General features: G+C 43.3%; 26 protein-coding genes, 1 pseudogene, 1 riboswitch and 2 other annotated features. Of the genes and pseudogenes, 20 read left to right on the top strand and 7 right to left on the bottom strand.

All coding sequences use genetic code 11. The features are described from left to right. Nucleotides 1-120 precede the first annotated feature (120 nt). Nucleotides 121-927, top strand: coding sequence for a nicotinamide riboside transporter PnuC (pnuC, locus tag SMSK564_RS07885; RefSeq protein WP_000557785.1), 807 nt, complete (start codon nucleotides 121-123; stop codon nucleotides 925-927). A gap of 166 nt (nucleotides 928-1,093) precedes the next feature. On the opposite strand, the gene SMSK564_RS07880 is transcribed toward pnuC, so the two are convergent. Beyond that, a complete protein-coding gene (locus SMSK564_RS07880; protein ID WP_000181709.1) occupies nucleotides 1,094-1,630 on the bottom strand; it encodes a TetR/AcrR family transcriptional regulator in 537 nt (178 codons plus the stop codon). Between the two features lie 132 nt (nucleotides 1,631-1,762). On the opposite strand from SMSK564_RS07880, the gene SMSK564_RS07875 reads away from it, so the two are divergent. Beyond that, on the top strand, nucleotides 1,763-2,620 hold the full coding sequence (locus tag SMSK564_RS07875; protein WP_000645149.1) for a cation diffusion facilitator family transporter: 858 nt from the start codon (nucleotides 1,763-1,765) through the stop codon (nucleotides 2,618-2,620). A 61-nt stretch (nucleotides 2,621-2,681) separates the two neighbouring features. Here the strand turns inward: SMSK564_RS07875 and galR are convergent, their stop codons facing one another. Next, on the bottom strand, nucleotides 2,682-3,686 hold the full coding sequence (gene galR, locus SMSK564_RS07870) for a DNA-binding transcriptional regulator GalR (RefSeq protein ID WP_000212531.1): 1,005 nt from the start codon (nucleotides 3,684-3,686) through the stop codon (nucleotides 2,682-2,684). Nucleotides 3,687-3,849: 163 nt separating this feature from the next. On the opposite strand from galR, the gene SMSK564_RS07865 reads away from it, so the two are divergent. From SMSK564_RS07865 to SMSK564_RS07850, 4 genes are all read left to right on the top strand, one after another. Then, on the top strand, nucleotides 3,850-5,028 hold the full coding sequence (locus tag SMSK564_RS07865; RefSeq protein ID WP_000189881.1) for a galactokinase: 1,179 nt from the start codon (nucleotides 3,850-3,852) through the stop codon (nucleotides 5,026-5,028). A gap of 11 nt (nucleotides 5,029-5,039) precedes the next feature. Then, the gene (locus SMSK564_RS07860) at nucleotides 5,040-5,699 is read left to right on the top strand and encodes an HAD family hydrolase (protein ID WP_000388514.1); all 660 of its coding nucleotides are present in this window, start codon (nucleotides 5,040-5,042) and stop codon (nucleotides 5,697-5,699) included. Next, nucleotides 5,696-7,183 carry a UDP-glucose--hexose-1-phosphate uridylyltransferase gene (locus tag SMSK564_RS07855; RefSeq protein ID WP_000077525.1) on the top strand — a complete coding sequence of 496 codons (1,488 nt, stop codon included), beginning with the start codon at nucleotides 5,696-5,698 and terminating at the stop codon, nucleotides 7,181-7,183. The genes SMSK564_RS07860 and SMSK564_RS07855 overlap by 4 nt, the downstream gene beginning before the upstream one ends. A 69-nt stretch (nucleotides 7,184-7,252) precedes the next feature. Then, entirely contained in the window at nucleotides 7,253-7,657 is a 405-nt protein-coding gene (locus SMSK564_RS07850) for a PaaI family thioesterase (protein ID WP_000651198.1), read from the top strand. 32 nt (nucleotides 7,658-7,689) lie between these two features. Here the strand turns inward: SMSK564_RS07850 and SMSK564_RS07845 are convergent, their stop codons facing one another. From SMSK564_RS07845 to SMSK564_RS07830, 4 genes are all read right to left on the bottom strand, one after another. Beyond that, nucleotides 7,690-8,952, bottom strand: coding sequence for a nucleobase:cation symporter-2 family protein (locus tag SMSK564_RS07845; protein WP_001194474.1), 1,263 nt, complete (start codon nucleotides 8,950-8,952; stop codon nucleotides 7,690-7,692). Continuing rightward, nucleotides 8,952-9,533 (bottom strand): xanthine phosphoribosyltransferase, encoded by a 582-nt coding sequence (locus SMSK564_RS07840; RefSeq protein ID WP_000770424.1) that lies wholly within the window; start codon nucleotides 9,531-9,533, stop codon nucleotides 8,952-8,954. Before SMSK564_RS07840 ends, SMSK564_RS07845 begins: the two co-directional genes overlap by 1 nt. 123 nt (nucleotides 9,534-9,656) lie before the next feature. Further along, nucleotides 9,657-9,752: riboswitch (purine riboswitch) on the bottom strand. 337 nt (nucleotides 9,753-10,089) lie between these two features. Beyond that, complete coding sequence (locus SMSK564_RS07835) at nucleotides 10,090-10,476, bottom strand: bleomycin resistance protein (protein WP_000386223.1); 387 nt, start codon at nucleotides 10,474-10,476, stop codon at nucleotides 10,090-10,092. Nucleotides 10,477-10,487: 11 nt separating this feature from the next. Then, nucleotides 10,488-11,315 (bottom strand): exodeoxyribonuclease III, encoded by an 828-nt coding sequence (locus SMSK564_RS07830; RefSeq protein WP_000767440.1) that lies wholly within the window; start codon nucleotides 11,313-11,315, stop codon nucleotides 10,488-10,490. 133 nt (nucleotides 11,316-11,448) lie between these two features. On the opposite strand from SMSK564_RS07830, the gene SMSK564_RS07825 reads away from it, so the two are divergent. From SMSK564_RS07825 to trpA, 14 genes are all read left to right on the top strand, one after another. Beyond that, nucleotides 11,449-11,904, top strand: coding sequence for a DUF3290 family protein (locus SMSK564_RS07825; protein ID WP_000675333.1), 456 nt, complete (start codon nucleotides 11,449-11,451; stop codon nucleotides 11,902-11,904). Beyond that, a complete protein-coding gene (locus tag SMSK564_RS07820; protein WP_000174448.1) occupies nucleotides 11,901-12,536 on the top strand; it encodes a DUF421 domain-containing protein in 636 nt (211 codons plus the stop codon). The genes SMSK564_RS07825 and SMSK564_RS07820 overlap by 4 nt, the downstream gene beginning before the upstream one ends. 54 nt (nucleotides 12,537-12,590) lie before the next feature. Continuing rightward, a complete protein-coding gene (locus SMSK564_RS07815) occupies nucleotides 12,591-14,336 on the top strand; it encodes an ABC transporter ATP-binding protein (protein ID WP_000022558.1) in 1,746 nt (581 codons plus the stop codon). Then, nucleotides 14,326-16,068, top strand: coding sequence for an ABC transporter ATP-binding protein (locus SMSK564_RS0102450; RefSeq protein ID WP_001180042.1), 1,743 nt, complete (start codon nucleotides 14,326-14,328; stop codon nucleotides 16,066-16,068). The genes SMSK564_RS07815 and SMSK564_RS0102450 overlap by 11 nt, the downstream gene beginning before the upstream one ends. 130 nt (nucleotides 16,069-16,198) lie before the next feature. After that, the gene (locus SMSK564_RS07810) at nucleotides 16,199-16,891 is read left to right on the top strand and encodes a sugar transferase (RefSeq protein WP_000922194.1); all 693 of its coding nucleotides are present in this window, start codon (nucleotides 16,199-16,201) and stop codon (nucleotides 16,889-16,891) included. A gap of 42 nt (nucleotides 16,892-16,933) precedes the next feature. Continuing rightward, on the top strand, nucleotides 16,934-18,163 hold the full coding sequence (locus SMSK564_RS07805) for a DegT/DnrJ/EryC1/StrS family aminotransferase (RefSeq protein ID WP_001134506.1): 1,230 nt from the start codon (nucleotides 16,934-16,936) through the stop codon (nucleotides 18,161-18,163). A gap of 40 nt (nucleotides 18,164-18,203) precedes the next feature. Further along, nucleotides 18,204-18,427: a binding site (T-box leader), on the top strand. A 53-nt stretch (nucleotides 18,428-18,480) separates the two neighbouring features. Further along, complete coding sequence (locus tag SMSK564_RS13685; RefSeq protein ID WP_000655333.1) at nucleotides 18,481-18,612, top strand: hypothetical protein; 132 nt, start codon at nucleotides 18,481-18,483, stop codon at nucleotides 18,610-18,612. After that, nucleotides 18,609-18,834: a binding site (T-box leader), on the top strand. (Overlaps the previous gene by 4 nt.) A gap of 71 nt (nucleotides 18,835-18,905) precedes the next feature. After that, nucleotides 18,906-20,267, top strand: a complete 1,362-nt coding sequence (trpE, locus tag SMSK564_RS07795; RefSeq protein ID WP_000439650.1) for an anthranilate synthase component I — start codon at nucleotides 18,906-18,908, stop codon at nucleotides 20,265-20,267. After that, on the top strand, nucleotides 20,264-20,830 hold the full coding sequence (locus SMSK564_RS0102440; RefSeq protein ID WP_000601906.1) for an aminodeoxychorismate/anthranilate synthase component II: 567 nt from the start codon (nucleotides 20,264-20,266) through the stop codon (nucleotides 20,828-20,830). The genes trpE and SMSK564_RS0102440 overlap by 4 nt, the downstream gene beginning before the upstream one ends. 10 nt (nucleotides 20,831-20,840) lie before the next feature. Continuing rightward, complete coding sequence (trpD, locus tag SMSK564_RS07790; protein ID WP_000658702.1) at nucleotides 20,841-21,845, top strand: anthranilate phosphoribosyltransferase; 1,005 nt, start codon at nucleotides 20,841-20,843, stop codon at nucleotides 21,843-21,845. Then, complete coding sequence (gene trpC, locus SMSK564_RS0102435) at nucleotides 21,842-22,609, top strand: indole-3-glycerol phosphate synthase TrpC (RefSeq protein ID WP_000076519.1); 768 nt, start codon at nucleotides 21,842-21,844, stop codon at nucleotides 22,607-22,609. The genes trpD and trpC overlap by 4 nt, the downstream gene beginning before the upstream one ends. After that, on the top strand, nucleotides 22,596-23,195 hold the full coding sequence (locus SMSK564_RS07785) for a phosphoribosylanthranilate isomerase (RefSeq protein WP_000169875.1): 600 nt from the start codon (nucleotides 22,596-22,598) through the stop codon (nucleotides 23,193-23,195). Before trpC ends, SMSK564_RS07785 begins: the two co-directional genes overlap by 14 nt. Continuing rightward, nucleotides 23,173-24,396: a tryptophan synthase subunit beta gene (gene trpB / locus SMSK564_RS07780; RefSeq protein ID WP_000331272.1), complete on the top strand. Its 1,224-nt coding sequence runs from the start codon at nucleotides 23,173-23,175 to the stop codon at nucleotides 24,394-24,396. The genes SMSK564_RS07785 and trpB overlap by 23 nt, the downstream gene beginning before the upstream one ends. After that, nucleotides 24,389-25,165, top strand: coding sequence for a tryptophan synthase subunit alpha (gene trpA, locus SMSK564_RS0102430; RefSeq protein ID WP_001127039.1), 777 nt, complete (start codon nucleotides 24,389-24,391; stop codon nucleotides 25,163-25,165). The genes trpB and trpA overlap by 8 nt, the downstream gene beginning before the upstream one ends. Here the strand turns inward: trpA and SMSK564_RS13875 are convergent. Beyond that, nucleotides 25,137-25,242, bottom strand: a pseudogene (locus tag SMSK564_RS13875) (prepilin peptidase); the annotation flags it as partial. The gene trpA and the pseudogene SMSK564_RS13875 sit on opposite strands and share 29 nt — an antisense overlap. Nucleotides 25,243-25,343: the final 101 nt, after the last annotated feature.

Here is a 25,343-nt window from a genome sequence, read left to right as displayed (position 1 = left end):
GATTTCCAGATCATGTCGACTAAGGTTAGAAATCTTGTGTATAGACAGTTCATTATCTAATAGAGCGTTGCGTCCGAAAGTCTATCTAGACACGGCTCTTTAAAAACAAAAGGAGAAATGATGCATACTTATTTGCAAAAGAAAATTGAAAATATCAAAACAACTTTAGGTGAAATGTCAGGTGGTTACCGTCGTATGGTTACGGCGATGGCTGATTTAGGATTTTCAGGAACTATGAAGGCTATCTGGGATGACCTCTTTGCCCATCGTAGTTTTGCCCAGTGGCTTTATTTGCTGGTTTTAGGAAGTTTTCCTCTCTGGCTGGAGTTGATTTATGAACACCGTATTGTTGACTGGATTGGGATGATTTGTAGCCTAACTGGGATTATCTGTGTTATCTTTGTATCGGAAGGTCGGGCAAGTAATTATCTTTTTGGCTTGATTAACTCTGTTATTTACCTTATTTTGGCCCTACAGAAAGGCTTTTATGGTGAGGTGTTGACGACAATTTACTTCACAGTCATGCAACCGATTGGACTTCTAGTTTGGATTTATCAGGCACAGTTTAAGAAGGAAAAGCAGGAGTTTGTCGCACGTAAACTGGATGGCAAGGGCTGGACCAAGTATCTTTCCATTAGTGTTCTTTGGTGGTTGGCCTTTGGCTTCATTTATCAGTCTATTGGTGCTAATCGTCCCTATCGTGATTCAATCACAGATGCGACCAATGGGGTAGGGCAAATCCTCATGACAGCTGTTTATCGTGAACAATGGATATTCTGGGCAGCTACCAATGTCTTTTCTATCTATCTCTGGTGGGGAGAAAGCCTGCAAATTCAAGGGAAATATCTAATTTATCTCATTAACAGTCTAGTTGGGTGGTATCAATGGAGCAAGGCTGCTAAGCAGAATACTGATTTACCTAACTAGGAAAAGATGTTTGAAAGTACTGTTTTAAGTCTTGGGATAAAACAGATAGAGTTGATAATAAAGGATTTTATATTATGAAAAAGAGGATCGGCGGATCCTCTTTTGTTGTTGAAAAGATAAAAAACTCAGTAACCAAGAAATAAGGCAACTGAGCTCTACTCTGTATTCAATTTTTAGGAATGAGAAGGTCTAGATAAAACTGGACAACTTCCTGTTCTGTGAAATCTTGTCCTTTTTTGAGCCACCAGGTCAATGTTTCGATAAAGTTGGTTACAACTAAGTGTTGGAGATAAGAAGCAGGCAGACTTGGGTGTGCTTCTTTCAAATCATCAACCAGCATGGGGTAGACGTGGTGTTCCAACTCTCTCTGGAGTTGGCGGAGGAAGTAGTCATTCTTGGAGAATAGTAAACTGGTGATATGGTCTTGATTTTTCTGAAAATGCAGAAAGAGGTGGGCGAGGTAATCTTCGGTTGAAATGGCTTGCTCTCTTTCAAAACGATGATGGAATAGGTAGCGGCAAAGCTCGTCCAGAAGCAGCTCCTTGCTCTCATAGTGACAGTAAAAAGTAGAACGTCCCACATCTGCGAGATCAATAATATCCTGAACCGTAGTGGACTCGTAGCCCTTAGTGTTCAAAAGTTGTAGAAAAGCTTGATAGATGGCTTTTTTTGTTTTACTGGTACGGCGGTCAATGTTAGTCATATGGACACTTGAGGCAAATTGTTCAGAACTGAATAAAGCTGACCTTTTGCTTCTATCCTTTCTTTGAGTTTTAGTGGATAATGATAATGAACAAGATGTTCATAAATCTATTATAACAAAGGAATGAGAAATATGAAGGCAAAATATACTGTTTGGCTAGCTTTTTTCTTAAATTTGACTTATGCTATTGTCGAGTTTATCGCTGGTGGAGTGTTTGGTTCCAGTGCAGTTCTTGCTGACTCGGTGCATGACTTGGGAGATGCGATTGCTATTGGGATCTCAGCCTTTTTGGAAAGTATCTCCAATCGTGAAGAAGACAGCCACTATACCTTGGGCTACAAGCGTTTTAGCCTTTTAGGGGCCATGATAACGGCTGTGATTCTTATGACAGGGTCCGTTTTGGTCATTTTGGAAAATATAGCGAAAATCTTTCATCCACAACCGGTCAATGATGAGGGGATTCTCTGGCTAGGAATTATTGCAGTCAGTATCAATGTGCTAGCTAGTCTAGTAGTTCGTAAGGGAAAGACAAAGAACGAGTCAATTCTCAGCCTGCACTTTTTGGAAGATACTCTTGGTTGGCTGGCTGTCATTTTAATGGCAATTATTCTCCGATTTACGGATTGGTATATCCTTGATCCGCTCTTGTCTCTTGCTATTTCCTTCTTTATTCTGTCAAAAGCCCTTCCACGTTTTTGGAGCACGCTCAAGATATTCCTCGATGCAGTGCCAGAAGGAGTAGATATCCAGAAGATTAAGACGGATTTAGCAGAATTGGACCATGTCGCTAGTATCAATCAGCTTAATCTCTGGACTATGGATGGTTTGGAAAAAAATGCCATTGTCCATGTTTGTTTAAAAGAGATGGAGCATATGGAAACTTGTAAAGAATCTATTCGAATTTTCCTCAAAGATTGTGGCTTTCAAAATGTTACCATTGAAGTTGATGCTGACCTAGAAAATCACCAAGCACATAAGCGAAAGGTGTGAGTTGGAGCGGAATCATAGAGATTATTAGAGAAACAGCCTTGCTAGAGGTCGTTTTGTAATTCTAATCATTCCTTGTACTTTCTCTCAGAGTCAGTCTGGTTCCCAGCATAGTCAAGCTAGGGATTTTGCGGCCGTGGAGAACTTCCTTGTTAAGAATATCCATACCTGCTCGGCCCATTTCTTCAGTATAAACTGTGATGCTAGAGAGGGGTGGATAGACTTGCTTGGTCAGGCTGGTGTCGTTAAAGGAAATAAGACTGACGCGGTCTGGCAGGGTGATTCCAGCTTCTTGGAGGGCACGGAGGGCACCGATGGCTAAACTATCACTGGCAGCAAAAAAGGCTGGTGGCAGTTGGTCTCCCAAACTCTGAATAGCCTCCTTCATCAAGTCATAGCCAGACTGGGCAGTAAAGCTTCCTTGAAAGACCAGTTCATCATGATAGATTCCCTTTGCTTGACTGTAGTTCCTAAAATTTTCCAGACGCTTGTCCTCAATGATTTCTTCTTGGTCGGTTGTTTCTTCAAGGCCTGTTAGAATCCCGATACGATCCAGTTCCTGACTGAGGAAATAATCGACAACCTGTTTCATGGCAGTGTAAAAGTCCGTGATAATGCAGGTGTGTCCTAGTGAAAGAGTATCACTGTCTAGAAAGACAAGAGGCTTTTGGTATTCTTCAAAGGTAGAAATCTGAGCTCGGCTAAACTTTCCGATGCAGAGAATCCCAATCACTTCTTCGCTTAGGGTAAAAGGATGGTCATTAAAATAGCGCAAGATATCATAGTCCAACTCTTGGGCTCTTTTTTCTATGCCTAGGCGAATCTGGTAGTAGTAGAGGTCGTCCAGCTCCCCTTGTTCGCTGACCCATTGGATAATGGCAATCTTTTGCTTGGGTTTGTGGGACTCACCTGTCTTGAGGTGCTTGGTATAGCCCAACTCTTCAGCGACAGTTAAAATGCGATGTCTGGTTTCTTCTGTAACAGATAGGCTCTGATCGCGATTGAGGACACGGGATACGGTCGCGATAGAGACAGAGGCTAGCTGTGCAATGTCTTTTAAGGTAGCCATAAATCCTCCTTGATTAGGTTAGTATATCATATTTTTCTGCTTTTTACTGATAGTTTAGTAAAAGTTTAGTAAAAAGGATTGACCTTGGGAAATCCCTTGTATACAATAGAAGAAAACGATTACACGTTAAGGTGACTTAACGGACAGTAAAAGGAGAAATCATATGACACAAGATCTTACTGCTGAAGCTCTTCGTAAAGACTTTCTTGCTGTTTTTGGTCAAGAAGCAGACCAAACTTTCTTTTCACCAGGTCGTATCAATTTAATTGGTGAACACACAGACTACAACGGTGGGCACGTTTTTCCTGCTGCTATTTCCTTGGGAACTTACGGTGCAGCTCGTAAGCGTGACGACCAAGTCTTGCGTTTCTACTCAGCTAACTTTGAAGACAAGGGTATCATCGAAGTGCCTCTTACTAACCTCAAGTTTGAAAAAGAGCACAACTGGACCAACTATCCAAAAGGGGTTCTTCATTTCTTGCAAGAAGCTGGGCATGTGATTGATAAAGGTTTTGATTTTTATGTTTATGGGAATATCCCAAATGGTGCTGGCTTGTCTTCTTCTGCATCCTTGGAACTCTTGACAGGAGTCGTGGCAGAGTATCTATTTGATTTAAAACTAGACCGTTTGGATTTGGTTAAAATCGGTAAACAAACAGAAAACAACTTTATCGGAGTCAACTCTGGTATCATGGACCAGTTTGCTATCGGTATGGGAGCGGACCAACGTGCAATTTACCTAGATACTAATACTTTAGAATACGATTTGGTGCCACTTGATTTGAAGGACAATGTCGTTGTTATTATGAACACCAATAAACGTCGTGAATTGGCGGATTCTAAATATAATGAACGCCGTGCTGAGTGTGAAAAAGCAGTAGAAGAATTGCAAGTTGCTTTGGACATTCAAACCTTGGGTGAATTGAATGAGTGGGCCTTTGACCAATATAGCTATCTGATTAAAGATGAAAATCGTTTGAAACGTGCTCGCCATGCTGTGCTTGAAAACCAACGTACCCTCAAAGCTCAAGCAGCCCTTCAAGCAGGAGATTTGGACACATTTGGTCGCTTGATGAATGCTTCTCACGTTTCCCTAGAGCATGACTATGAAGTAACTGGCTTGGAATTGGATACCCTTGTTCACACAGCTTGGGCTCAAGAAGGTGTTCTCGGTGCTCGTATGACAGGAGCAGGTTTTGGCGGCTGTGCCATTGCCTTGGTGCAAAAAGATACTGTTGATGCCTTTAAGGAAGCTGTAGGAAAACACTACGAGGAAGTAGTTGGATACGCTCCAAGCTTCTATATCGCTGAAGTTGCAGGTGGCACTCGCGTCCTAGACTAGGAGAGAAGTATATGGAAGCTGTAATATTTGATTTAGATGGCTTATTAGCTGATACTGAGATCATTTCTCTAAAAGTTTATCAAGAATTGCTTGAGGATTTTGGAATTCCTTTCACAGAAGAAACATATTCTAGAGAATACAGTGGACATAGGGAAGAGGAGAATGTTCAACGATTTTTGGATACCTATGATTTACCTTGGAACTTTGACCAAACCTTGGAAAAAGTTTATGAACTGGAGGCTCGAATTTTAACCAAAGGTGTAAATTTAAAAAAAGGTGCTAAAAGTTTGCTTGCTTTTTTGCAAAGAGAAGGGATTCCAATCGCTTTAGCAACTTCAAGTGTTGAATCTAGAGCTAGAATGATATTGGATAGCAATGGTATACTATCCCTATTTGACCATCTAGTTTTTGCAAAAGATGTAAAGCGAAGCAAACCTTACCCTGATATATTTTTAAAGGCCTGTAGTGATTTGAATGTTTTACCAGAGAATTGCTTAGTATTAGAGGATAGTGAAGCAGGGATTGAAGCAGCCTATAGAGCTGGGATACCAGTTATTTGTATTCCAGACTTAAAAATGCCAGCACAGTCTTTCTTAAATAAAACAGAACAAGTTTTTCAGGATTTAGATGCTGTCAGAGACTATTTAGAAAGTAGGAAGGAGAATCAATGAGTCAGGGAATTCTAGATGCATTTATCACAGAAGTCATTACTGAAAGTTCATTTGAGGAAATGGATCGAATCTACCTGTCCAATCGTGTTTTGGCACGAGTGGGAGAAGGTGTTTTGGAAGTTGAGACGAATCTGGATAAATTGATTGAGCTCAAGGACCAGCTTGTCGAGGAGGCGGTTCGATTAGAGACGATTGAGGATAGTCAGACTGCGCGTGAAATCCTCGGTGCTGAACTGATGGACTTGGTGACCTCTTGTCCAAGTCAGGTCAATCGTGACTTTTGGGAAACCTATGCCCAATCTCCTGAGCAGGCGATAGCGGATTTTTACCAGCTCAGCCAGAAAAACGACTACATCAAGCTCAAGGCCATTGCTAAAAATATTGCTTATCGTGTACCATCTGACTACGGAGAACTTGAGATTACCATCAACCTCTCTAAGCCTGAAAAGGATCCAAAGGAGATTGCGGCAGCCAAGTTGGTGCAAGCTAGCAATTATCCCCAGTGTCAGCTCTGTCTAGAGAACGAAGGCTACCATGGTCGGGTTAACCATCCAGCTCGTAGCAATCACCGCATTATCCGTTTTGAAATGGCGGGTCAGGAGTGGGGATTCCAGTATTCGCCCTATGCTTATTTTAATGAGCACTGTATTTTCTTAGACGGTCAGCACCGTCCCATGGCCATTAGTCGTCAGAGTTTTGAGCGTCTGCTGGCTATCGTAGAGCAGTTTCCGGGCTATTTTGCGGGTTCAAATGCGGACTTACCAATTGTGGGGGGGTCTATTCTAACTCATGACCACTATCAGGGAGGCCGTCACGTATTTCCTATGGAATTGGCTCCCTTGCAAAAGACTTTCTGTTTTGCTGGTTTTGAGCAGGTCAAGGCTGGGATTGTCAAGTGGCCTATGTCAGTGCTACGTTTGACCTCGGATTCCAAAGAGGATTTGATTAACTTGGCTGATAAGATTTTGCAGGAATGGCGCCAGTATTCAGATTCTGCAGTGCAGATTTTGGCAGAGACAGACGGGACACCACATCACACCATCACACCCATTGCCCGTAAACGCGATGGACAGTTTGAGTTGGACTTGGTCTTGCGAGACAATCAGACATCGCTAGAGCATCCTGATGGAATTTATCATCCCCACAAGGATGTCCAACATATCAAGAAGGAAAATATTGGTTTGATTGAGGTCATGGGTTTGGCTATTCTGCCGCCACGTTTGAAAGCAGAAGTGGAGCAAGTCGCCAGCTACCTCGTGGGAGATGAGGATACAGTTGCCTCTTATCATCAGGAATGGGCAGACCAGCTCAAAGCTCAACATCCAGACCTAGCGGATAAAGAAAAGGCCCTTGAAGTCGTCAAGGACTCTGTGGGTGATATTTTTGCACGCGTTCTAGAGGATGCAGGGGTTTACAAGCAGACGGAACAAGGACAGGCAGCCTTTATGCGCTTTGTAGAGCAGGTCGGAATTTTGCCAGACTAGGAGCTTTCTCCTTGCACAGTCCTATAAAAAGTAGTATCATAGTGTCGTTTGAAATATCAGGAGGAAACGATGAAAGATTTTCATTTTGACGCTATATCTGCCTTTGAAAATTACGAAATAGAAAAAATGAGAGATGGTCACGTTGTGGTGACGACCAAAGTAGTGGACTCGTCGCTTAACTACTATGGCAATGCCCATGGTGGCTATCTCTTTACCCTTTGTGACCAGATCAGTGGTTTGGTGGTTATCTCGCTGGGGCTTGATGGAGTAACACTCCAATCCTCTATCAACTACCTCAAGGCAGGAAAACTCGACGATGTGCTGACCATTAAAGGAGAATGTGTCCATCAAGGTCGCACAACCTGTGTCGTGGATGTGGATATTACCAATCAAGAGGGCAGAAATGTCTGCAAAGCAACCTTCACCATGTTTGTCACAGGCCAGCGGTCAGAAGACAGACAGGTACGAATATAGATAACTAAAAAAGAGGCTCACACCTCTTTTTCTTATTTCTTTTTCCGATTTAATACGGCATTGAGTACAATGGCGAGAAGGCTGGCTACGACGATTCCGTTTGAGAAGAACATTTGGAAGGCTGTCGGCATGCTAACAAAGAGATTACTATTATTTAGACCGACACCTGCAGCGATTGAAACAGCTGCGATAAGGAAGTTGTGTTCATTGTTAGCAAAGTCAACACGAGCGAGGATTTGCATCCCTTGAATAGACACAAAACCAAACATTACCAGCATGGCACCACCGAGGACAGGGCTTGGAATGATTTGGGCAAGGGCGCCAAACTTAGGAAGGAGTCCAAGGAGAACCAGGAAACCAGCTGCGTAGTAGATTGGCAGGCGAGTCTTGATACCTGATAATTTAACCAAACCAACGTTTTGTGAAAATCCTGTGTAAGGGAAGGTGTTAAAGATTCCTCCGAGAAGTACGGCCAAACCTTCTGCGCGGTATCCGTTACGCAGGCGCGTGCTGTCGATTGGGTCTTTCGTGATATCAGACAAGGCCAGGTAAACACCAGTCGACTCAACCATAGACACCGTTGCGATGATACACATCATGACAATAGATGAGATTTCAAAGGTTGGCATCCCAAAGTAGAGTGGAGTTGGGACATGTACAAGCGGCGCTGCCGCAACAGGGGAGAAGTCCACCAAGCCCATGCTAGCGGCAATGGCAGTTCCAACAACTAGACCAATCAAAATAGAGATAGACTTGATAAATCCTTTGGTAAAGATGTTAATTAAGAGGATAATCAGAACAGTGATAGCTGCAAGCAAGAGACTTTGACCAGTTGGTTCTGGAACGTTATTCCCTATATTTCCAATAGCGACAGGGATCAAGGTTAAACCAATCGTGGTAATAACAGATCCTGTTACGATAGATGGGAAGAGATTGGCAACTTTTGAGAAGATGCCTGAAACAAGAACCACGTAAATCCCTGATGCGATAAGGGCACCAAACATAGCGCCACTACCATGGCTTTGTCCAATCATAATCAAGGGAGCTACCGACTGGAAGGCAACTCCAAGAACGACTGGGAGTCCAATCCCAAAGTATTTGTTGAGTTGGAGTTGGAGGAAGGTTGCCACCCCACACATGAAGATATCTGTGGAAATCAGGTAGGTCAACTGTTCAGCTGAATAGCCAAGGGCTGTCGCAATCATGATGGGAACCAGGATGGATCCTGAGTACATGGCTAGTAAGTGCTGCAAGCCAAGAACGGCTGCTTGCGAGTGTTTTTCTTGAGTTTGCATTAGAGATCTGCCTCCTTAAATACGACCTGACCATTTTCAAAACGATCCAAACGAGCGAGTGATAGAACAGGGTAGCCTGCTTTTTCAAGCAAATCACGGCCATCTTGGAAGGATTTTTCAATCACAATACCGATAGCTTCGACTGTGGCACCAGCTTGTTCGATGATTTGAATCAAGCCTTTGGCAGCTTGGCCATTAGCAAGGAAATCATCGATAATCAAGACCTTGTCTTCTGGTGAGAGGAATTTTCCAGCGATAGAAACGGTGCTGGTTACCTGCTTGGTAAAGGAGTAAACTTCGGCAGTTAAGATACCTTCGTTCATAGTGATGTTTTTAGCTTTTTTAGCGAAAATCATGGGAACGTTTAAGGCTTCAGCTGTAAAAACGGCTGGGGCAATACCTGACGCTTCAATGGTTACGACTTTGGTAATACCAGCAGAAGAAAATCTTTCCGCAAAGAGCTTTCCAATCTCTCGCATCAATTGATAGTCAACTTGGTGGGTTAAAAAGGAATCCACCTTGAGGATGTTATCACCCAAGATATGCCCATCCTTGAGGATGCGCTCTTCTAATAATTTCATAAGACCTCCTAAAGTCTAAAAGCCAATCCATTTGCTTGTTTATAGTTTCTAGCAAGAAATAGAAAAAGGACCTACTTAATCTCTAAGTAAGTCCTCAAAATAGGCATGGCAAAAACGACCATACCTCACTTCTGACTTACTTATTGTTAGGTGTTACGGCACCTTGTAGAAACGTCGTGCCAATTCACGACATAAACAAGTAAAACGATATTCAATTTAAAATAGGCTTGAGCCAATGTTTTTATTTTACACTAAATAACTTTAGAAATCAAATATTTTGTTAGTGTTTTGGTTTGAAAAACGAACAAATATAATAAAAATGGGCAAAAAATAACTTATTAGCTAACATTTATACTCAATGAAAATCAAAGAGCAAACTAGGAAGCTAGCCGCAGGCTGTACTTGAGTACGGTAAGGCGACGCTGACGTGGTTTGAATTTGATTTTCGAAGAGTATTAGAAGATTTTTTCATCATAAAAGACATATTATCAAGATTTTTCAAGACTTGACAATATGCCTTTTTAACTTTAAAGACTTTTTCCAAATATTTATTATTCTACTCGCTAAATCTTAAAAAATAGCCATCTGGATCCAAAACTGCAAATTCATGAGGATATATATAGTGATCCCCAACACGAAACTTTCTTTTGGTTAAGGGACGATAAATAGGATAGTTTGCCTCCATCACTTTTTGATAGAGTTTTGGAACATCCTTTATGCCAAAGGAAATATTGACACCGCGCCCGAAAGGATAGGTCAGCTGAGCTAATTCTTCTGTGCTGGCTTCTTCTAGCATAAGTTGGCAGTCTTCAAGCGAGAGGAAGAGAAATTTCTCCTCTGGACGCTCGTATTCGACAGAGAATCCTAGCAGGCCGCAGTAGAAGTGGCGTGATTTTTCGATGTCAGATACTACAAATTCAGGAATGACAGCTTGATAGTCCATTCGTTTTCTCCTTAGAGTTCAATTTCCAAGACAATGGGTGTATGGTCTTGGCGAGCTCCTGAGTCAATCATGTCAGACTTGGTCACTTTGTCAGCGATGCGGTTACTTGTGAGCCAGTAGTCGATTCTCCAGCCTGTATTGTTGATTTTAGAAGTCTTGCTGCGCTGTGCCCACCAAGTGTAGCGTTCTGGAACATCGCCATGAATATGGCGGAAGGTGTCGGTAAATCCAGTTGCCAAGAGGTTGGTAAATCCAGCACGTTCCTCGTCGGTAAATCCTGGTGAACGACGGTTGCTGGCAGGATTTGCAAGGTCGATTTCATTGTGGGCTACGTTATAGTCACCGGTCGCAAGGACTGGTTTTTCTTTGTCTAGTTCAGCCAAGTACTCAGCATATTTGACATCCCAGATTTGGCGTTCTTCCAAGCGTTTGAGTCCATCGCCAGCATTTGGTGTGTAAACTTGGGTCACGAAAAATTTATCAAATTCTAGAGTGATGATGCGACCTTCCAAGTCCATGGTAGAAGGGGCACCGATTTCTGGGAAGCTGATAGTGGGTGTGAGTTCTTTCTTATAGAGGAACATTGTTCCAGCATAGCCTTTGCGGGCAGGTTCTTGAGAAGAACGCCACGTGTTTTCGTAGTTTGGAAAGAGTTCAGCTAAAATTTCCAAGTGTTTTTTAGTAGGACCCTTGGCAGAAAGCTTGGTTTCTTGGATAGCGATGATATCAGCATTTTCAGCGACCAAGGTTTGTAGGACTTCTTGGGACAATTTGGCGCGAGCTGAGTCACTAGTTAGGGCTGCATTGAGGGAATCAATATTCCATGAGATAAGTTTCATAAAGTTACCTTTTTCATTCAGATTATAGATTTTATTATACCAAAAAAAGGTCTATTTCCCCAACGTATGGTTTGAAAAATCACCCTTTTTCGTTTATAATGAAGAATGATTTTATGAAAGGGAGTGAAAATAAATGAAATTTTACTCATATGACTATGTACTTAGCCAAATCAGTCAGCAAAATGGCATCATGATTGGCTTCGGGATTGTGCTCCTAGCTATCACAGGATTTTTTGCTTTTAAAGCTTATCGTGATAAAAAGGGGACTAAGTTTAGGGAATTGGTCATGATTTTGGCCTTGACCTTAGTGGCCATGCTTTTGGTGACAATCTCAAAATATCAGACCAATCAAGCCTCTAACAATCAATTTCAAACCTCCCTTCATTTTATAGAGGTCGTTTCCAAAGACTTGGGAGTGGATAAATCAGAAGTTTACGTCAATACTTCTGCAATCACTGATGGAGCGCTTGTCAAGGTAGGTTCAGATTTCTACCGCGCTATGAACGGGAGCCAACCAGACAAGTATCTTTTAGAGAAATTAGAATTGCATCAAACAGATGCTATTGAATTGGTGGAGGTAAACAAATGACACTCAACTATATGGAAATTTTAATCAAACTGGCCTTGGGGCTCTTCTCGCTGGTTTTTGTTATCAATGTGACTGGAAAAGGAAACCTAGCACCTAACTCTGCGACAGACCAAATTCAGAACTATGTTCTTGGTGGTATCATCGGTGGGGTGATTTACAATAGTTCAATCAGCATTCTCCAGTACGCAGTGATTTTGATGATGTGGACGATTTTGGTTTTGACACTCAAATGGCTCAATAACAATGTTCGTTTTGTCAAACGCTTAATCGATGGGAAACCAACTCTCCTCATCAAAAATGGGCAGATCGACCCAGAAGCCTGTCGTTCAGTTGGCTTGTCTGCGGCAGATGTTGCTCTCAAACTTCGTAGCCAAGGGATTTTCCAGATGAAGCAAGTTAAACGAGCTGTGCAAGAGCAAAATGGCCAACTCATCGTGGTCCAAATGGGAGATGAAAATCCTAAGTATCCAGTTGTAACTGACGGTGTGATCCAAGTCGATGTTTTGGAATCGATTGGTCGTAGCGAAGAGTGGTTGCTTGATAACCTCAGCAAACAAGGACATGACAATGTTGCCAATATCTTTATCGCTGAGTATGACAAGGGTGCTGTTACAGTCGTAACCTATGAATAAGAAAAGCCTGGGGTCTTGGCCTCAGGTTTCCATTTGCAATCAGAAAGGGATTTTATGTCCATTATTCAAAAACTTTGGTGGTTTTTCAAGTTAGAAAAACACCGTTATCTAGTCGGAATTGTGGCCTTGGTCTTGGTTTCCGTACTCAATCTCATTCCCCCTATGGTCATGGGGCGGGTTATTGATGCCATTACTTCGGAGCAATTAACCCAGCAGGACCTCCTTCTTGACCTATTTTATTTGCTTCTTGCAGCCTTTGGGATGTACTATCTGCGCTATGTTTGGCGCATGTATATCCTTGGGACTTCCTACCGTCTGGGACAGATTATGCGGTCTCGCTTGTTTGAGCATTTCACAAAAATGTCTCCAGCTTTTTATCAAACCTATCGGACGGGGGATCTGATGGCACACGCAACCAATGATATCAATGCCTTAACGCGTCTGGCAGGGGGAGGGGTTATGTCAGCGGTTGATGCCTCAATCACAGCTTTAGTGACCTTGCTGACTATGCTCTTTAGCATTTCATGGCAAATGACCCTAGTTGCCATTTTACCCTTACCTTTCATGGCTTATGCGACCAGTCGTCTAGGGAGAAAGACCCACAAGGCCTTTGGCGAATCACAGGCTGCCTTTTCTGAACTCAATAACAAGGTACAGGAGTCCGTATCAGGTATTAAAGTGACCAAGTCTTTCGGTTATCAGGCGGACGAGCTCAAGTCTTTCCAGGCAGTCAATGAATTGACCTTCCAAAAGAACCTCCAAACCATGAAATACGATAGTCTCTTTGACCCCATGGTTCTCTTATTTGTTGGTTCATCCTATGTGTTAACCCTCTTGGTCGGCTCCTTGATGGTTCAGAAAGGGCAAATCACGGTTGGGAATCTAGTTACCTTTATCAGCTACTTGGATATGCTGGTTTGGCCTCTTATGGCCATCGGTTTCCTCTTTAATATTACTCAGCGAGGGAAGGTTTCTTACCAGCGGATTGAGGAACTTTTGTCTCAGGAATCACCTGTACAAGATCCTGAGTTTCCTCTAGACAGTATTGAAAATGGGCGTTTGGAGTACGCTATTGACAGCTTTGCCTTTGAAAATGAGGAAACACTGACAAATGTTCACTTTAGTTTGGAAAAAGGGCAAACTCTGGGCTTGGTTGGTCAGACAGGCTCTGGAAAAACGTCCTTGATCAAGCTTCTCTTGCGTGAATACGATGTGGATAAGGGTGCTATTTACCTAAACGGTCATAATATTCGGGACTATCGTCTGACAGATCTTCGTAGTCTTATGGGCTATGTTCCTCAGGACCAGTTCCTCTTTGCGACCTCTATCTTAGACAATATTCGTTTTGGGAATCCTGATTTACCACTTTCAGCGGTCGAGGAAGCGACTAAGCTAGCCCAAGTTTACCAAGACATTGTAGCCATGCCTCAGGGATTTGATACATTGATTGGTGAAAAGGGAGTCAGTCTTTCTGGAGGTCAAAAGCAGCGTCTGGCCATGAGTCGGGCTATGATTTTAGACCCTGATATCTTGATTTTGGATGATTCTTTGTCGGCCGTGGATGCCAAGACGGAGTATGCGATTATCGACAACCTCAAGGAGACGCGAAAGGACAAGACAACCATTATTACGGCTCATCGCCTGAGTGCAGTTGTCCATGCAGATTTGATTTTAGTTCTGCAAAATGGTCAAATTATAGAACGAGGCAGGCATGAAGACCTACTAGCCATGGATGGCTGGTATGCCCAAACCTACCAGTCTCAGCAGCTGGAAATGAAAGGAGAAGAAGATGCAGAATAAGAAAGAACAATGGACTGTATTGAAGCGCTTGATGTCCTATCTCAAGCCTTACGGCCTCCTGACCTTTTTGGCACTCAGTTTTCTCCTAGCGACGACGGTCATTAAAAGTGTCATTCCCCTTGTGGCTTCCCACTTTATCGACCAGTATCGGAGTAATCTTAACCAACTAGCCATTACCGTTTTGCTGGCCTACTATGGCCTTTATATTCTACAAACTGTAGTTCAGTATGTCGGTAATCTTCTCTTTGCGCGGGTATCCTACAGCATCGTTAGAGATATTCGTCGAGATGCCTTTGCCAATATGGAGAAGCTGGGTATGTCTTATTTTGACAAGACGCCAGCAGGCTCTATCGTCTCTCGTTTGACCAATGATACTGAGACCATCAGCGATATGTTTTCAGGGATTTTATCTAGCTTTATCTCAGCAATTTTCATCTTTCTGACAACTCTTTATACCATGTTGGTGTTGGATTTTCGTTTGACAGCATTAGTATTGCTCTTTCTCCCCTTGATTTTCCTTTTGGTCAATCTCTATCGGAAAAAATCAGTGAAAATCATTGAGAAAACCAGAAATCTCTTGTCAGACATCAATAGCAAGCTGGCAGAAAACATCGAGGGAATCAGGATTATCCAGGCCTTTAATCAAGAGAAGCGCCTGCAGGCGGAATTTGATGAGATTAACCAAGAGCACTTGGTCTATGCCAACCGTTCTGTAGCCTTGGATGCCCTCTTTTTGAGACCTGCCATGAGTTTGTTGAAACTCCTAGGATATGCAGTTTTAATGACCTATTTTGGCTATCGTGGTCTTTCTATTGGGATAACGGCAGGAACCATGTATGCCTTTATCCAGTATATCAATCGTCTCTTTGACCCTCTGATTGAGGTGACGCAAAACTTTTCAACCCTACAAACGTCCATGGTTTCTGCAGGCCGTGTCTTTGCCCTGATAGACGAGAGGACCTATGAACCCCTTCAAGAAAATGGGCAGGCTAAAGTCAAAGAAGGCAATATCCGTTTTGAAAATGTGTGTTTCTCATATGACGGTAAACACCAGATTCTGGATGACATTTCTTTCTCTGTTAATAAGGGTGAAACCATAGCTTTTGTGGGTCATACAGGTTCTGGGAAATCGTCTATTATCAATGTCCTCATGCGCTTTTATGAATTTCAGTCAGGGCGAGTTCTCTTGGATGGTGTGGATATTAGGGACTACAGTCAGGAAGAGCTGAGAAAGAATATCGGTCTGGTCTTGCAGGATCCCTTCCTCTATCACGGGACTATCAAGTCCAATATCGCCATGTACCAAGAGATCAGTGATGATCAGGTCCAGGCTGCAGCTGCTTTCGTGGATGCAGATTCCTTTATTCAAGAACTTCCTCTAAGCTATGATACTCCTGTGTCTGAGCGTGGTTCGAGCTTCTCTACTGGGCAGCGCCAGCTTCTTGCCTTTGCTAGAACAGTCGCCAGTCAGCCTAAAATCCTGATTTTGGATGAAGCGACAGCCAATATTGACTCTGAAACAGAAAGCTTAGTTCAAGCTTCACTAGCTAAGATGAGACAGGGACGAACAACCATTGCTATCGCCCACCGCCTTTCGACCATCCAAGATGCCAACTGTATCTACGTTTTGGACAAGGGGCGCATTATCGAGAGTGGAACCCATGAGGAACTCTTGGCTCTGGGTGGAACCTACCACAAGATGTATAGCTTGCAGGCCGGGGCCATGTCCTAATACTCTTTGATTTTCATTGAGCGTAAGAAGGAAATCCTTCAAATTACAGATTTCTTTCACCGCCTTTTCCATTTTGTGGTATAATGAAAAATGTTGACAAATAGTATAATAAAAACAAAGGAGAAACAGCATGCTGAAATGGGAAGACTTGCCCGTGGAAATGAAATCAAGCGAGGTTGAGTCTTACTACCAGCTTGTCTCTAAAAGGAAGGGTTCGCTGATTTTTAAGCGTTGCTTGGATTGGGTTCTAGCTTTGGTCTTACTGGTTCTGGCCTCTCCCATCTTTCTCATCTTGAGCATTTGGATCAAGTTGGATAGCAAGGGGCCAGTGATTTACAAGCAAGAGCGCGTGACCCAGTACAATCGACCTTTCAAGATTTGGAAGTTCCGTACCATGGTGACGGATGCAGACAAAAAAGGAAGTTTGGTGACTTCTGCTAACGATAGTCGCATTACCAAGGTTGGCAATTTTATCCGCCGTGTCCGTTTGGACGAACTGCCTCAGCTGGTCAATGTCCTTAAAGGCGAAATGTCCTTTGTCGGTACACGACCTGAAGTGCCACGCTACACAGAGCAGTATAGCCCTGAAATGATGGCGACCTTACTTTTACCAGCAGGGATTACCTCTCCAGCCAGCATCAACTACAAGGATGAGGACACTATTATCAGTCAAATGACTGAAAAAGGCCTGTCAGTTGACCAAGCCTATGTCGAACACGTCCTCCCTGAAAAGATGCGCTATAACCTCGCCTATCTCCGAGAGTTTAGTTTCCTTGGAGACATCAAAATCATGTTTCAAACCGTGTTTGAAGTGCTAAAATAAAGTAGTCATGAGAAAATGAGTACAGATAAAAGGAGCAAATCAATGCCAAATTACAATATTCCATTTTCACCACCCGATATCACGGAAGCAGAAATTGCTGAAGTAGCGGATACCCTGCGTTCTGGTTGGATCACAACAGGTCCTAAAACAAAAGAACTGGAGCGTCGCTTGTCTCAATACACAAAGACGCCTAAGACTGTCTGTCTTAACTCTGCAACTGCCGCGCTTGAGTTGATTTTGCGTGTTTTGGAAGTGGGTCCTGGAGATGAAGTCATCGTTCCAGCTATGACTTATACAGCTTCATGTAGTGTCATCACTCACGTAGGAGCGACCCCTGTCATGGTGGATATTCAAGCAGATACTTTTGAGATGGATTATGACCTGCTGGAGCAAGCTATCACTGAGAAAACTAAGGTGATCATCCCAGTAGAGCTTGCAGGGATTGTTTGCGATTATGACCGTTTGTTCCAAGTTGTGGAGAAGAAACGTGATCTCTTTACCGCTTCAAGCAAGTGGCAAAAAGCCTTTAACCGTATCGTGATTGTTTCTGATAGTGCCCATGCTTTGGGATCTACTTATAAAGGACAACCAGCTGGTTCTATCGCTGACTTTACCTCCTTCTCATTCCATGCCGTTAAGAACTTTACAACGGCAGAAGGTGGAAGTGCGACTTGGAAAGCCAATCCAACGATTGACGACGAAGAGATGTACAAGGAATTCCAAATCCTTTCCCTTCACGGGCAAACTAAAGACGCTCTTGCCAAGATGCAACTGGGTTCATGGGAATACGATATCGTCACACCAGCCTACAAGTGCAATATGACAGATATCATGGCTTCGCTTGGTTTGGTACAATTGGACCGTTACCCTGGTTTACTAGAACGTCGTAAGGAGATAGTGGACCGCTATGATCATGGTTTTTCAGGTTCTCGTATCCATCCATTGGCACATAAGACTGATACTGTCGAATCTTCACGCCACCTCTACATCACCCATGTAGAAGGAGCGAGCTTAGAAGAACGCAACCTCATCATCCAAGAATTAGCCAAAGCAGGAATTGCAAGCAATGTCCACTACAAACCGCTTCCGCTCTTGACAGCCTATAAGAATCTTGGCTTTGATATGGCGAACTATCCTAAGGCCTATGCCTTCTTTGAAAATGAAATTACCCTTCCTCTTCACACTAAATTAAGTGATGAAGAAGTGGACTATATCATTGAGACTTTCAAAACAGTTTCTGAAAAAGTGCTAACTTTATCAAAAAAATCGTAAAAAAGTCTTGACAAAGAAAAAACAAAGTATTAAAATAAGTTCAACAAATCAGAAAAGTAACTATTTTTGATCTTCAGGGAGCCTGTGGTGATTGTGAACAGGTGGTTGGAAGTAGTGAAAGTGGGCTGATTTTAAAAATGAATTTGAAACAATGAAAATTCGGTGCGCACACCTTACAGTGCAACTTGTTGTTAGACAAGGCAGAGATGTAAAGGGATAGTCCCTTTATAATTGAGGTGGCACCGCGTTACCAACGCCCTCACATGGAAGTATATTCTGTGTGTGGGCTTTTTTCGTAACATGATAGCGATAGAAAGTTGAAAGATTCCAACTATCAAGGAAAGAAGCTAGTAAAGGTGTACCGAAATGAAAATCTCATCATCAATGTCTCTGGTCGTGGAGACAAGGACGTAGCTGCAATTGCGGACTACCTAGAAGCTAAAAAATAATAGATGGAAAAATTACAGTCTTTTCTCTCACAGAGAGCTTGTGGTTGCTGAAAACAAGCAGAGAAAGCTGTAAGGTTGGGTCCATCTGAAACGAGAGAAGAAAACATAATTCTCAAGGGAGTGCCCTTTATCGCACAGCCTGTTACAGGAGGTATCTGAGACAGGAATGAGAGATAGGAGAAATCCTATAATTGAGGTGGCACCGCGAATTTCGTCCTCACGCAAGTTATTTTGCGTGGGGATTTTTCATACAGTCGCTACGGACTAAAATTAGAACTGAAAGGGAAATTACAATGGAACGAATCATTCATGGAGATGTCTTATCACCAATCTTGGCTTATATGCGCCTAAAGGGGCAACACAAGGTTATTCTAGAAAGTATTCCGAGAGATAAGGAAACAGCTCGTTTTTCTATCCTAGCTTATAATCCAGTTTTTGAGATTAAGTTTGAAAATGGAGTTCTCTATCAAAATGGTCAAGTGATTGATCGGGATCCCCTGGATTTTCTTTATGAAGTGACTCATAAGAGCCAGCACCATTCAGACCTCCCTTTTGGTGGTGGGGCAATTGGTTTTGTCGGTTACGATATGATTTCTCTTTATGAAGAAATTGGTCAAATCCCTCAAGATATCATTGGGACGCCAGACATGCATTTCTTTGTTTATGAGAGCTACATGGTTTTTGACCACAAGAAGGAAAAAATCCATGTCATCGAGGATGCTCTTTACAGCAAGCGTAGTCAAGAAGACTTGGAAGAAGCCTTGAACCAAGTGCTTGAGGAATTACGCATTCCTGATCCAAATGAATTTGAAGACTTGGATCTATCTCCGTTAGACTTCAAACCCCATATCGCTCCTCAGAAGTTTGAGGAAATGGTGGAAACAGCTCGTGACTTGATTCGTAATGGCGATATGTTCCAATGTGTACTCAGTCAGCGCTTCTCAGCAGAAGTTACTGGAAATCCATTTGACTTCTACAGAAATCTTCGCGTGACCAATCCATCTAATTACCTTTATTTCTATGACTTTGGTGATTATCAAATCATCGGTGCCAGTCCTGAAAGTTTGGTTTCTGTCAAAAATGGCATCGTAACAACCAATCCGATTGCAGGTACGCGACCAAGAGGAGCTACGGATGAAGAAGACAAGGCTTTGGCGACAGATCTGCTTTCGGATGAGAAGGAAACAGCAGAGCATCGGATGTTAGTAGACTTGGGTCGTAATGATATTGGTCGCATCTCTGAAACGGCCAGTGTCCAAGTCACCAAGTATATGGAAGTGGAGCTTTTCCGTTATGTCATGCATTTGACCAGTGTGGTCAAGGGGCGTTTGCTTCCAGAACTCACTGCCATGGATGCCTTGAAAGCAACACTTCCAGCTGGAACAGTGTCAGGAGCACCAAAGATTCGAGCCATGAGACGCATCTATGAACTGGAAACAGAAAAACGGGGCGTATATGCAGGAGCAATCGGCTACTTGTCTGCGACGGGTGATATGGATTTCGCCATTGCCATCCGAACGATGATTCTCAAAAATCAAACAGCCTATGTGCAGGCTGGGGCAGGGATTGTCTACGACTCCATCGCCCAAAACGAATACCAAGAAACCATTAACAAAGCTAAATCTATGACTAGAATTGGAGAACTAAGACCATGATTTTATTGATTGATAACTATGATTCTTTTACCTATAACTTGGCCCAATACATTGGGAATTTTGCAGAAGTGCAGGTCTTGAGAAATGATGATCCCAAGCTGTATGAAGAAGCTGAAAAAGCAGATGGTCTGGTCTTTTCGCCCGGTCCTGGTTGGCCAGTTGATGCTGGAAAGATGGAAGACATGATTCGTGACTTTGCTGGCAAGAAGCCAATTCTTGGGATTTGTTTGGGCCACCAAGCCATAGCCGAAGTCTTTGGTGGTAAGTTAGGTTTGGCTCCAAAAGTCATGCATGGGAAACAGAGCAATATCAACTTTGAAGCGCCATCTGTTTTGTATCAAGGTATCGAAGATGGCCGTGCGGTCATGCGTTACCACAGTATTTTGATTGAAGAAATGCCAGAAAACTTTGAAGTGACAGCTCGTTCGACTGATGACCAAGCCATCATGGGGATTCAACATAAAAACCTACCGATTTATGGCTTCCAGTACCATCCAGAGAGCATTGGAACGCCAGATGGCTTGTCTTCTATTCGGAATTTTATCGAGAAGGTTGTAAAGTGAGGAAACTAGGATGAAAGAGATTATTGAAAAACTAGCAAAATTTGAAAATTTATCAGGTGTGGAAATGACGGATGTCATTGAGCGTATCGTAACTGGGCGTGTAACTGAAGCACAGATTGCTTCTCTCCTCTTAGCTCTTAAGATGAAGGGGGAAACACCTGAAGAACGCACAGCCATTGCCCAAGTCATGAGAGGACATGCCCAACATATTCCAACTGAAATTCATGATGCCATGGACAACTGTGGTACAGGTGGAGACAAGTCTTTCAGTTTTAATATTTCCACAACTGCAGCCTTTGTCTTGGCTGGTGGCGGTGTTCACATGGCCAAGCATGGTAACCGCTCGATTTCTTCTAAATCGGGTTCTGCAGATGTTCTAGAAGCCTTGGGTATTAACCTTGACCTCAAACCAGCTGAACTAGGTAAGGTTTTTGATAAAACTGGAATCGTCTTTCTCTTTGCTAAAAATATGCACCCAGCCATGAAATACATCATGCCAGCTCGTTTGGAATTGGGAATTCCAACGATTATGAACTTGACTGGTCCACTGATTCACCCAATGGCCTTGGAAACACAGCTTCTTGGAATTAGTCGTCCAGAACTTCTAGAAAGTACAGCTCAGGTTTTGAAAAATATGGGTCGCAAACGTGCTATCGTGGTTGCTGGGCCAGAAGGACTGGATGAAGCTGGTTTGAATGGAATAACCAAAATTGCACTTCTTGAAAATGGCGAAATTACCTTGTCAAGCTTTACTCCAGAAGATCTGGGAATGGAAGGCTACGCTATCGACGATATTCGTGGAGGGAATGCTCAGGAAAATGCAGAAATTTTGCTCAGCGTTCTTAAAAACGAACCAAGTCCATTCTTGGAAACGACAGTCTTGAATGCTGGTCTTGGTTTCTATGCTAATGGTAAGGTTGATAGCATCAAGGATGGAGTTGCCTTGGCTCGTCAAGTCATTGCTAGTGGCAAGGCCCTTGAAAAACTCAGACTGTTACAGGAGTACCAAAAATGAGTCAGGAATTTTTAGCACGAATCTTGGAGCAGAAGGCGCGTGAGGTTGAGCAGATGGAGCTGGAGGAAATCCAGCCCCTGCGTCAAACCTATCGCTTAGCTGACTTTTTGAAGAATCATCAGGACCGCTTGCAGGTAATCGCTGAGGTCAAGAAAGCTAGCCCTAGTCTGGGAGATATCAATCTAGATGTGGATATTGTGCAACAGGCCCAGACTTATGAAGCGAACGGAGCAGTGATGATTTCTGTTCTGACAGATGAGGTTTTCTTTAAAGGGCATTTGGATTATCTGCGGGAGATTTCTGGTCAGGTAAACATTCCGACGCTCAACAAGGACTTTATCATCGATGAAAAGCAAATCATCCGTGCCCGCAATGCTGGTGCGACAGTCATCTTGCTCATTGTGGCAGCCTTGTCAGAAGAACGGCTCAAGGAACTTTACGACTACGCGACAGAGCTTGGTCTGGAAGTCTTGGTGGAAACCCACAATCTAGCTGAACTAGAAGTGGCCCACAGACTTGGTGCTCAGATTATCGGAGTTAATAACCGCAACTTGACCACCTTTGAAGTCGACTTGCAGACCAGTGTAGACTTGGCTAAACACTTCAAAGAAGATTGCTGGTATATTTCTGAATCTGCTATTTTTACAGGGCAGGATGCAGAGCGAGTAGCACCATACTTTAACGGTATTTTAGTAGGGACAGCTCTCATGCAGGCAGAAGATGTAGCCCAGAGAATCAAGGAGTTGCAGATTGACAAAGGTTAAAATTTGCGGATTATCGACCAAGGAAGCAGTGGAAACAGCCGTTTCAGCAGGAGCTGACTATATCGGTTTTGTCTTCGCACCTAGTAAAAGACAGGTGGCCTTGGATCAGGCTTCCGAGTTGGCAAAGCTCATTCCTGTAGACGTAAAAAAGGTAGGTGTATTTGTTTCACCAAGTCGGGCAGAACTGCTAGAAGCGATTGACAAAGTTGGTTTGGACTTGGTTCAAGTTCACGGTCAGGTGGCAGATGATTTGTTTGAGGATTTGCCTTGTGCCAGTATTCAGGCTGTGCAGGTGGATGGAGAGGGTCATGTGCCCCATTCTCAGGCAGACTATCTACTCTTTGATGCCCCTGTGGCTGGGAGTGGCCAGACCTTTGACTGGGCTCAACTGGATACGATTGGACTAACTCAGCCTTTCTTTATCGCAGGTGGGCTTAATGAAGACAATGTAGTAAAAGCAATTCAACACTTTACTCCCTATGCAGTAGATGTATCGAGCGGAGTGGAGACAGATGGACAAAAAGATCATGAAAAGATTAGAAGATTTATAGAGAGGGTAAAGCATGGCATATCAGGAACCAAATAAAGATGGATTTTACGGAAAATTCGGCGGACGTTTTGTCCCAGAAACATTGATGACAGCAGTTTTGGAGTTGGAGAAGGCCTACCGTGAAAGTCAGGCAGACCCAAGTTTCCAAGAGGAATTGAACCAACTCTTGCGCCAGTATGTAGGACGTGAAACCCCTCTTTACTACGCAAAAAACTTGACCCAGCATATTGGCGGAGCCAAGATTTATCTTAAACGTGAAGACCTTAACCATACAGGGGCCCACAAGATTAACAATGCCTTGGGACAAGTTCTTCTGGCTAAACGCATGGGTAAAAAGAAAATTATCGCTGAAACAGGTGCTGGTCAGCATGGTGTGGCCACTGCCACTGCTGCAGCCCTCTTTAACATGGAATGTACTATCTACATGGGTGAGGAAGATGTCAAACGCCAAGCCCTCAATGTCTTCCGTATGGAGCTTTTGGGAGCCAAGGTTGAGGCAGTGACAGACGGTTCGCGCGTGCTCAAGGATGCGGTCAATGCAGCCCTTCGTTCATGGGTGGCTAATATCGACGATACCCACTATATCCTTGGTTCTGCCTTGGGACCTCATCCATTCCCAGAAATCGTTCGTGACTTCCAAAGTGTCATTGGTCGAGAGGCTAAACAACAGTACCGTGACTTGACAGGACAAGATCTACCAGATGCCTTAGTAGCCTGTGTTGGTGGTGGGTCTAATGCTATCGGGCTCTTCCATCCCTTTGTAGAAGATGAATCAGTAGCCATGTATGGAGCTGAAGCAGCAGGACTTGGTGTGGATACAGAGCACCACGCAGCTACCTTGACCAAGGGGCGTCCGGGTGTTCTTCACGGTTCCCTCATGGATGTGCTCCAAGATGCCCATGGTCAAATTCTTGAAGCCTTCTCTATCTCAGCAGGTTTGGACTATCCTGGTATCGGTCCAGAACATTCTCACTACCACGATATTAAACGTGCCAGCTATGTTCCTGTGACAGACAAAGAAGCCTTGGAAGGATTCCAACTCCTGTCTCGTGTGGAAGGGATTATCCCAGCATTAGAATCTAGCCATGCTATCGCCTTTGCGGTGAAATTGGCCAAAGAACTCGGTCCAGACAAGTCCATGATTGTCTGTCTATCAGGTCGTGGAGATAAGGATGTGGTTCAAGTCAAAGACCGCTTGGAAGCAGATGCAGCAAAGAAGGGAGAAGCTCATGCCTAAGACACTAACAGAAAAATTAAACGCTATAAAAGCAACTGGAAAAGGAATTTTCGTTCCCTATATCATGGCTGGTGACCACGAAAAAGGTTTGGGTGGTCTCGGTGAAACAATCCACTTTTTAGAAGATTTGGGTGTTTCGGCTATTGAAGTGGGTATTCCCTTTTCAGACCCTGTTGCAGATGGACCTGTTATCGAAGAAGCTGGCTTGCGCAGTCTAGCCCATGGGACTTCGACACAAGCTTTGGTTGAAACCTTGAAAACCATTCAAACAGAGGTTCCGCTGGCCATTATGACCTACTTCAACCCCCTCTTTCAGTACGGTGTAGAGAATTTTGTCAAAGATTTGGCAGATACAGCGGTTAAGGGCTTGATTATCCCAGACCTGCCTCATGAACATGCCAACTTTGTAGAGCCATTTTTGGCAAACACAGACATCGCCTTGATTCCTCTAGTTAGTTTGACAACAGGAATTGAGCGCCAGAAAGAATTGATTGAAGGGGCAGAAGGATTTGTCTATGCCGTTGCCATCAATGGGGTGACAGGGAAATCAGGCAATTACCGCGCAGATTTGGACAAGCACTTGGCACAATTGCATCAAGTTGCCGACATCCCAGTCTTGACAGGATTTGGTGTATCTAGTCAAGCTGATGTAGAACGCTTTAATGCGGTGTCAGATGGGGTTATCGTTGGTTCGAAAATTGTAAAAGCTCTCCACCAAGGAGAGCCAATTCAGGAATTTATCAAACAAGCAGTAGCTTACCAAAAATAATCACACAAGCAGCGAGCAAGAAAAGGAAGTCTTTCCTTTTTCTTTTGCAGGAGAAAGGCTAGAATTCCTGTTGCAGAAAGCTACGAATTAGTTATTGAAATCAGTTTAGAAGATTTAAAATGTGTAACCCCCCTTTAAGAGAACAACAACATGGTGTATTTAAATCGATAAACAAAAT

Source organism: Streptococcus mitis SK564, assembly GCF_000148525.1.
GTDB lineage: Bacteria > Bacillota > Bacilli > Lactobacillales > Streptococcaceae > Streptococcus > Streptococcus mitis_H.
The sequence above is the reverse complement of the archived record's forward strand: the minus strand, read 5'-3'. Positions and strand labels throughout refer to the sequence as shown.